Origin of the sequence: uncultured Senegalimassilia sp. (genome assembly GCF_902464545.1) — a bacterium.
GTDB lineage: Bacteria > Actinomycetota > Coriobacteriia > Coriobacteriales > Eggerthellaceae > Senegalimassilia.
In genome coordinates, this window is the sequence record NZ_CABQJR010000041.1 from 1 (window position 1) to 8356 (window position 8356).

At 61.6% G+C, this 8356-nt stretch carries 6 protein-coding genes; 5 read left to right on the forward strand and 1 reads right to left on the reverse strand.

The features are described 5' to 3' along the window. The 5 genes from RDW26_RS09005 to clpB form a co-directional block, all read left to right on the forward strand. Positions 1-386: Hsp70 family protein (locus RDW26_RS09005; RefSeq protein WP_307983337.1), on the forward strand; the 386-nt coding region annotated here is incomplete at its 5' end. A gap of 5 nt (positions 387-391) precedes the next feature. Continuing rightward, on the forward strand, positions 392-1084 hold the full coding sequence (locus RDW26_RS09010) for a nucleotide exchange factor GrpE (protein WP_307983338.1): 693 nt from the start codon (positions 392-394) through the stop codon (positions 1082-1084). Between the two features lie 67 nt (positions 1085-1151). Beyond that, the gene (locus RDW26_RS09015; RefSeq protein WP_307983339.1) at positions 1152-2105 is read left to right on the forward strand and encodes a DnaJ C-terminal domain-containing protein; all 954 of its coding nucleotides are present in this window, start codon (positions 1152-1154) and stop codon (positions 2103-2105) included. Between the two features lie 2 nt (positions 2106-2107). Continuing rightward, positions 2108-2506, forward strand: coding sequence for a heat shock protein transcriptional repressor HspR (locus RDW26_RS09020; RefSeq protein ID WP_042432011.1), 399 nt, complete (start codon positions 2108-2110; stop codon positions 2504-2506). A 34-nt stretch (positions 2507-2540) separates the two neighbouring features. Next, complete coding sequence (gene clpB / locus RDW26_RS09025) at positions 2541-5240, forward strand: ATP-dependent chaperone ClpB (protein WP_307983340.1); 2700 nt, start codon at positions 2541-2543, stop codon at positions 5238-5240. Positions 5241-5394: 154 nt separating this feature from the next. Here clpB and RDW26_RS09030 read toward each other — a convergent pair whose 3' ends face one another. Further along, the gene (locus RDW26_RS09030) at positions 5395-6831 is read right to left on the reverse strand and encodes a LuxR C-terminal-related transcriptional regulator (protein ID WP_307983341.1); all 1437 of its coding nucleotides are present in this window, start codon (positions 6829-6831) and stop codon (positions 5395-5397) included. Positions 6832-8356: the final 1525 nt, after the last annotated feature.

The window sequence follows — 8356 nt, forward strand, 5'->3', positions numbered from 1 at the left end:
AAGTCGACCGCATGGTCAAGGACGCCGAGGCTCATGCCGAGGAGGACAAGAAGCACAAGGAAGAGGTTGAGACCCGCAACAATTGCGATGCGCTGGTCAACGCCACCGAGCAGACCCTGAACGAGCTGGGCGACAAGGTGCCCGCGGACTCCAAGTCCGCCGCCGAGGAGGCCATCAACGAGGCGAAGACGGCTCTGGCCGGCTCCGATATCGAGGCCATCAAGGCTGCCACCGAGAAGCTGCAGCAGGCAGGTTACAAGCTGGCCGAGGTCGCATACAGCCAGCAGGGCGCCGATCAGGCGGCCGGCGCGGCAGCGGGCGCTCAGTCCGATGACGGCCCCATCGAGGCCGACTACGAGGTCGTCGACGACAAAGAAGGGAAGTAAGAGCCATGACGATGCAGAGCACGCCCGAGCCTGAGCGCGCAACGCAGGATCAGGGCACCCAGATTCCCATCCAGGATGAAGCATCCGATGTGAAGCAGGAAGGCGCCGCCCAGCAGGGCGGTGCCGCCCCCGAGGCAGCCGATGCCGCATCTGATGCGGTCAAGGAAGCCGAGGAAGTGCTCGAGGCCCAGGCCGAAGAGGCTCCCACCAACGACGAGCTAGTGGAGAAGGCCCAGGCAGAGGCGAAGGACTGGCAGGACAAGTATTTGCGCCTGCATGCCGAATGGGACACGTATCGCCGTCGTACGGCAGAGCAGCGCGAGCAGGAGCGCCTACGCGCCGGTGAGAAGCTGGTCGAGAAGCTGCTGCCCGTTATCGACGATTTCGAGCGCACCATCGACTATGCCGAGAAGAACGGCGAGGCCGGTTTGATCGACGGCGTGAAGGCCGTGCACAGCAAGTTCGTGAACGTGCTGGAAACCGGCGGCGTGCAGGTCATCAACCCTGCCGGCCAGGCTTTCGATGCGCTTGAGTGCCAGGCGGTCGCCACGGTCGACGATGCGTCGGTGCCGGACGAGACGGTGCATGAGGTGTACCAGAAGGGCTACAAGATGGGGACGAAGGTTCTCCGAGCCGCAATGGTCACCGTCACCACGGGCGGTCCGAAGAGGCCCAAGCCCGAGAGCGAAGACGAATAGATAGCTTTTGCGAGGGCGGGCGGTATGGTCCGCCCTCGTGTTTACTTAAGAAAGGAAGGTGGAGCGCATGCCGGCTACTCCGGACTACTACAAAACGCTGGGCGTTCCGCGCACGGCGACCACCGACGAGATTAAGAAGGCGTTCCGAAAGCTAGCGCGCAAATACCACCCCGATGCGGGTGGCAGCGAGGCCAAGTTCAAGGAGATCAACGAAGCCTACGAGGTCTTGTCAGACGATAAGAAGCGCAAGCTGTACGACCAATATGGCACGGCGAACGAGAATCAGATTCCCCGAGGATGGGGTGGCGGTTCCGTAAACGTCGAGGATATCTTCGGCGGCGCCGGTGCAGGCGGTTTCGGCAGCTGGGCCGATATCCTCGAAAGCATCCGTCGCGGCGAGGGCGCGTTCGGTTCGAACTGGGATTTCAACGGTGCCGGCGCCAGCGGCTTTGCAGGACGCCAGCCGCGTCCGCGCAAGGGCCAGGACATGAACGTCACGCTGAACGTTACGTTCGAAGAGGCGTTTTCCGGTACGGAAAAGCGTGTCACCGTTCGCGTGCCCGGTCGCGCCGATTCGGAAACGCTCACCGTCAAGGTTCCTGCGGGCGCCGTCGACGGCGGACGCTTGCGCTTCCGCGGCAAGGGCGCGCCCGGCGAGTCGGGCGGTGAAGCCGGCGACCTGCTGGTCACCACCCGCATACAGGACCATCCGTACTTTAAGCGGGATGGGGCCGATGTGCTCATCGATGTGCCTGTCAACGTGGCGGAAGCCGCGTTGGGCGCCAGCGTGGTCGTGCCCGCTCCCGACGGCACGAAGGTGCGCGTGAAGGTACCTGCCGGAACCCAAGACCAAACGGTCATGTCGGTTCGTGGCAAGGGGGCGCCGAGGGTGAAGGGCTCCGGCAACGGCGACCTGAAGATCACTATCAAAGTGCAGGTTCCCAAGTCCATGAACCCGCAGCAGCAAAAGGCCATGGAGGCGTTCTTGGAGGCGTCGCCCGATGACGTGAGGAGCTGGTAAGCATGCCCGAATGGAACGATCGCAACCGGCCCCTGTACATGATCGGCGTAGCGGCCGAGCTGGCAGGCGTGCACCCTCAAACCCTTCGAGCGTACGAGCAGAAGGGCTTGGTAACGCCCCAGCGCACTAGCGGCAATACCCGCATGTACTCGCAGGCGGATATCGAGCGCCTGTCCCTTATCAACGAGCTCACCGGGGAGGGCATCAACCTTGCCGGCGTCATCCGCATCCTCGATCTGCAGGGCCGCCTGGTCGATCGCGATCAGGAGATCGACGACCTGCACAAACGGGTTCGCCGTCTTGCCGACCGCGTGCACGAGCTGGAAACGCGTGAAAGCGTGAACTCCCTCGTGCAGTCGCCCACGGCGATCGTCGTCCGTCGTCCCAGCTCGCTTTTGTAAACAAATGCGTTGAACCGATTCAAAGGAGGTTCGCATGAGATTAGATAAACTTGCCGTTACCGCTCAAGAGGCCTTCCAGGCTTCGATGGGTGTTGCCGGCGATGCGCAATCCAGCACCATCGAGCCCATTCACTTGCTCAAGGCCATGCTGGACGCATCGGAGAACAATCTGTCCGCCATCATCAAGCGCATCGGCGCCGATCCGGCGCAGCTGTCGCAAAACGTCGACGCCGCCATCGCCGCCATGCCGAAGGCCAGCGGCTCCACCATGCCTATGGCCATGCCTAGCAACAACCTTATGAAGGTCATCGACAATGCCGTGAAGGCGGCGGAGCGCATGGGCGACAGCTACGCAACCACCGAGCACCTGCTCATCGCCTTGGCTCAGGACAAGGGCGACGCCGGCCGCGTGCTCAACGGCCTCGGCATCACGGGGAAAACCGTTGAGGAGGCGTACAGCTCCCTGCGCGGTTCCACCCGCGTCACCGATCAGCAAAGCAAGCCCGAGCTCGACGCCTTGAACCAGTACGGTCAGAACCTCACGCAGAAGGCGCGTGAAGGCAAGCTCGATCCGGTCATCGGCCGTTCCGAGGAGATCCGCCGCACCATCCAGGTGCTCAGCCGCCGCACGAAGAACAACCCCGTGCTCATCGGCGAGCCCGGCGTCGGCAAAACCGCCATCGTCGAAGGCCTGGCGCAGCGCATCGTCGCCGGCGATGTCCCGTCCGGCTTGAAGGACCACGACGTCATTGCGCTCGACCTGGGCGCCATGGTCGCAGGCGCTAAGTACCGCGGCGAGTTCGAGGACCGCTTGAAGGCGGTTCTGCGCGAGGTCAAGGAGTCGAACGGCCAGATCATCCTGTTCATCGACGAGCTGCACACCATCGTTGGCGCCGGTTCCACGGGCGATAGCTCCATGGATGCGGGCAACATGCTCAAGCCTGCCCTGGCGCGTGGCGAGCTGCATGCCATCGGCGCAACCACGCTCGACGAGTATCGCAAGTACATCGAAAAGGATGCCGCCCTTGAGCGTCGTTTCCAGACGGTCATGGTCAGCGAGCCCACGGTCGAGGACACCATCGCCATCCTTCGCGGCTTGAAGGAGAAGTACGAGATCCATCATGGCGTGCGCATCACCGATGCCGCCATCGTCGCCTGCGCGGAGCTGTCGAACCGCTACATCTCCGATCGTTTCCTGCCCGACAAGGCCATCGACCTCATGGACGAGGCCGCCAGCCGTCTGCGCATCGAGATCGACAGCATGCCCGAGGAGGTCGATCTGGCGGAGCGTAAGCTCACCCAGATGCAGATCGAGGAGCAGGCGCTTATGAAGGAGACGGACGAGGTCAGCCGCGAACGCCTTGAGCATCTGCGCAAGGAAATCGCCGACGCGAAAGACTCCTTGTCGAAGCGCAAGGCCGAGTGGCAGAACGAAAAGGACGTCATCGAGGACGTCCAAACGCTCAAGGCCGACCTCGAAGCTGCGCAAACCGAAGAGGAGCGCGCAACCCGCGAAGGCGACCTGGTGAAGGCCTCCGAGATCCGCTACGGCCGCATCCCCGAGCTGCAGCGTAAGCTGGAGCAGGCCGAGCAGGCGCTGAACGACAAGCAGGAAGACGGTGCCATCCTTAAGGAGGAGGTGTCGCAGGAGGAGATCGCCGAGGTGGTGTCCACCTGGACCGGCATTCCCGTGTCCAAGATGATGCAGGGCGAGATGGAGAAGCTCGTCGATCTCGAGGACAAGCTGCATGAGCGCGTCATCGGTCAGGATGAGGCCGTCTCGGCGGTTGCCGGCGCCATCCGCCGCAACCGTGCGGGCCTGTCCGACCCGAACAAGCCCATCGGCAGCTTCCTGTTCCTCGGCCCCACTGGCGTGGGCAAAACCGAGCTGGCGAAGGCGCTGGCGGAATACCTGTTCGACAGCGAGAAGGCCATGGTGCGCATCGACATGTCCGAGTACATGGAGAAGTTCAGCGTGCAGCGCCTGATCGGTGCCCCTCCGGGATACGTCGGCTACGACGAGGGCGGTCAGCTTACCGAAGCTGTGCGTCGTCGTCCGTACAGCGTCATCCTGCTCGATGAGGTGGAGAAGGCTCACCCCGACGTCTTCAATATCTTGCTGCAGGTGCTCGATGACGGCCGCTTGACAGACGGCCAGGGTCGCTTGGTGTCGTTTAAGAACGCCATCATCATCATGACCAGCAACATCGGCTCCCAGGCAATTCGCGAATACGAAAGCGCGAACGCTCAGAAGGAGACCATGGGCGACGTCATGGAAAACGTCATGAAGGGCGATGTGGAAACGGCGGCGAAGAGCTTGGCGGAGCTGTCCAACAAGATCAACGATGCGCTTCGCAACACCTTCCGCCCCGAGTTCCTCAACCGTATCGATGAGGTCATCACGTTCCATGCGCTGTCCATCGCCAACATGGAGCCCATCGTCGAGCTGCAGCTCGACGATGTGCGGCAGCGCCTGGCCGATCGCCGCGTCACGCTCGACGTCACGCCCGCTGCCATGGATCATCTGTCCATCGACGGCTTCGATCCGGTGTATGGCGCGCGTCCCTGCAAGCGCTTGGTGCAGCGCGAGATCGTCGATCGCATCGCGCAGAAGATCGTCGAGGGCAAGCTGCCCGATCGCAGCCATGTGCTCATCGACATCGACGAGGCGACTGACGAATACGTGTGCCGCGTCGAGCCGCCGCTGGAGCTTGACGCCGTACCGGTCGACTAGCCAAGCTGCCGTGCGTTGCGGTTATCGCGGCGCAGCTGCAAGCGTGTAACGAAAAGAGCGCCTGCCGAGTTTCATCTCGGCAGGCGCTCTTCGTCTATATGCGAGGTCGACGCTTCTCGTCGTCGGCCCTTCGACCGCATCGGCGGCGCAGGGCTTAGCGTTCAACCAGGTCAAGCAGCTCTTGCTTGCTATGCACATCTAGCTTCGAGTAGATATGCTTCGTGTGGCCCTTCACGGTGTTTTCGGTCAGGTACAGCGTCTCGGCGATGTACGCCTTCGTGCGTCCCTTGCACAGCAGCTGCATGATCTCAAGCTCGCGCGGCGTCAGCTTGTGCTGCTTGCCAACCTCATCGCAGCGTTCTTCAAGGCTTCGATAATCCGCCGGCGCGCTCACCGGCTCGCCGCGCAATTCCGCGAACAGCCACTTCGTATCCTGGTCGCGCATTTCCAAGCAGAACGAGGACACCAACAGCAGCACGAACATCAACGCGACCACGATCACGGCATCGTGTTCGCCGCCTGAATACGCAGGGGACATCATCGATCCGATGGCGAACGGCGCCGTATAGCAGGCCCAGCCTATGCCGAAGACCCACGGGGCGGGAAGCTTCGAATGCTGCGCCACGTCGGACAAAGTCAACCAAGCGAATAGCACGATAAGGTCCCAGGCGCTGCTTTCCACGCATCGCAGCACGGTGATTTCAGGGAACATGGTCTGGCTGAGCATGTCCAGCGCCAGCACCAAAAGCGCGATGCGCCACAATTGCGAGAAGTTAAACGGCTTGTTCAGCTTCACCACCACATACAGCACGATGCCCGAAATCACCATTTCCAGCAAACGCCCTAGCAGAAAGTCGACAGCAGGCACCTGGGATTGGTTTCCCGAGAATCGGCTTACCAGGAACGCGGTCACGAAGCTGAACGCGGCAATGGTCACGGCTACCTTCCATAGCCCTCGCATGTTGTGGGAGTCAAAGCGAATGACGGCCTTTTCTGCGCTGGCATTCTCCACGCCGGTGAGTGCGACGCGGCACATCAACACCGAGGCGACGGGTAGCAGCATGGCGAACGCGCATTGGGCCTCAATGGGGACGAAATGCGTGAGCGCTTTTAGCGTCGACCCCCCGATGTTGGCCAGTAGCAGGTAAACCACCGCATGGCGCAAGTCGAGCTTCGCGTAAAACGTGCCCCACTGCAGGTATAGCCAGCCAAGAACGCATGCGCATAGGGCCATGGCGGCAGATTGGAGCGGAATCGATGGGATTGCGGTAAGCGTAAATGCGAGCAGCAGCGCTCCTAGCGCGCCGGACGCGCCGACAACCGTTGCGGAAATCCCGGAGCTGAAAAACGCCGGAGCTTTGCGTGAAACGGCGGCGAACAGCAAAACGGCCACCGCCAGCAGAAGGTAGGAAAACGTCCAAGGAAGCTGGGCGGAGGGGCTGACTCCTCCGAATGCGTTGATTAAAAAGCCCCAAGCCAGCGGACACGCTATGCCCGTTGATGCAAACGCGGTCATCTTGGCGCTAAAGCGCGGCTTGTCGCCGGCTGGTTCGAGATTCGTCTCCGGTTTCGCTGATGCTGCGGTTTTCATTTCTCCCCTTCTCTCAGGAGGAATGGTAGCATACGCGGTTAACAATGAGCTTGCGCTCCAAGAAAAGAAGCGCAACAACTTGACCAGCGGAAATACCCGAGGCACCCCTTTCGGGTAAGTGAAGAAAACCGTGCAGCGGGCCGAAAATAACCACCAAAGGGTGGCGCGCGACGGCCTCGCCCGGCGTACTATCCATGTTGTCGGGAGCGAAGCCGCACCTTGGTCTTAGCCGAATCCAATTTCAGCCGAGGCCGTTTCGCCAATTGTTTGCGGCTTGCGCTCGTACGACGAAAGAGACGGAGCGTTGACAATCGATAGCATATCCGCGGAAGCTCGCAACGCCGAATGGCCAATCCCCTCCGGTCAAGCGCATCCCCATAACGCGCAGGCGATCCCCCCTCACTAGCGCTGCTTCCGAATCTCCTCCATAGCCCGCGAGCCCCCTTCTCGCGGGCCTCTTCTTTTTTCGGGGGGGTTAGCCGTTCAGGTAAGGAAGCGTAGCTCGAGCGCCGACAAGCAAGCACGTTCGGGCAGCGATAAACGGGTATAGGAAGAGAACCAGGCGCAAGAGCAGCGGTCGCATGAGCCGAACCTCTTATATATATCTATATATCTGTATCGCGGCACCGAATGCTGTTCGGCCGAAAAAGCGAATCCAGCGCGAGCGAAAGAGCTCAGCCTCGCAATGCCTCAAGGGCGCTCCTCTAAAGCTAGTCATATTAAAACCGCCCCCTTGCTCCATTCGAACTGCCTCTCGTTTCTCATGTTCAAGAAAAGGGGCGGTTCAGGAATGGAGGAAGGGGGCTTGCCGCTATACAGTGAACCGAGCAGAATCGGGGGTTGGTGATTCAGTTCCCTTCTTTGTGCGTATAGGAGAAAAAGGCTCGCGCAACCTTCTTCGCTCAGATCTATGGAGCCTTGCTGTGCCCGGCCGAATGTCCCTTTGCGTCCTCGACACAGTCGAAGAGAACGCATATCGCCAATGCGGAAAGCGGGCCGGGCCCTCTGTATCCCCCGTCAAACCGCTCGTCTTCGCCGCCATGAGATGTCGCGATGGCTTGGCTAAATCTTTCTGCTCTAAAGTCCCGCAGTCCGCTGATTCGCCATAAGAACGCACTGAGGGTCCAGGCATTGCTCCGCGACGCGTCTATATAGGCCATCGAATCGCAGGGAGGCAGAGCGCGAAGCGGCAAATCGTTTCGTTGGCATCCGTCCCATGCTGCCCAACGCCCTGCGTCCCGCCGCTGAGAGCGCTGCCATGTCGGACAGAGCCCCGCTCCCGTCGCCGCGGCTCGACCCAACGCTTTCTGGTCCAAGCTCCACCGCCCGTCGATATGCCGTGCGGAGGGCAGCGAGATTGCGCGTCGTGCCGCAGCGCATCCGCGTATAGGCCGTCCAGGTGCGGGGAGGGCCGCGTGCCTCGCGTTCCGTCTCCCGCCGTCGCGGCTTGCGGAGGCACAGTGCAACGTGTCCCGCCCCGGGCGCGCCCCGTCTATATACACGGAAGGGCGCAAAGCGCTCGAAC

What these genes read in the sequence shown, in the direction of transcription:
- RDW26_RS09010 (WP_307983338.1), top strand. Translation starts at nt 392, where the DNA reads ATGACGATGCAGAGCACGCCCGAGCCTGAGCGCGCAACGCAGGATCAG.
- RDW26_RS09015 (WP_307983339.1), top strand. Translation starts at nt 1,152, where the DNA reads ATGCCGGCTACTCCGGACTACTACAAAACGCTGGGCGTTCCGCGCACG.
- RDW26_RS09020 (WP_042432011.1), top strand. Translation starts at nt 2,108, where the DNA reads ATGCCCGAATGGAACGATCGCAACCGGCCCCTGTACATGATCGGCGTA.
- clpB (WP_307983340.1), top strand. Translation starts at nt 2,541, where the DNA reads ATGAGATTAGATAAACTTGCCGTTACCGCTCAAGAGGCCTTCCAGGCT.
- RDW26_RS09030 (WP_307983341.1), bottom strand. Translation starts at nt 6,831, where the DNA reads ATGAAAACCGCAGCATCAGCGAAACCGGAGACGAATCTCGAACCAGCC.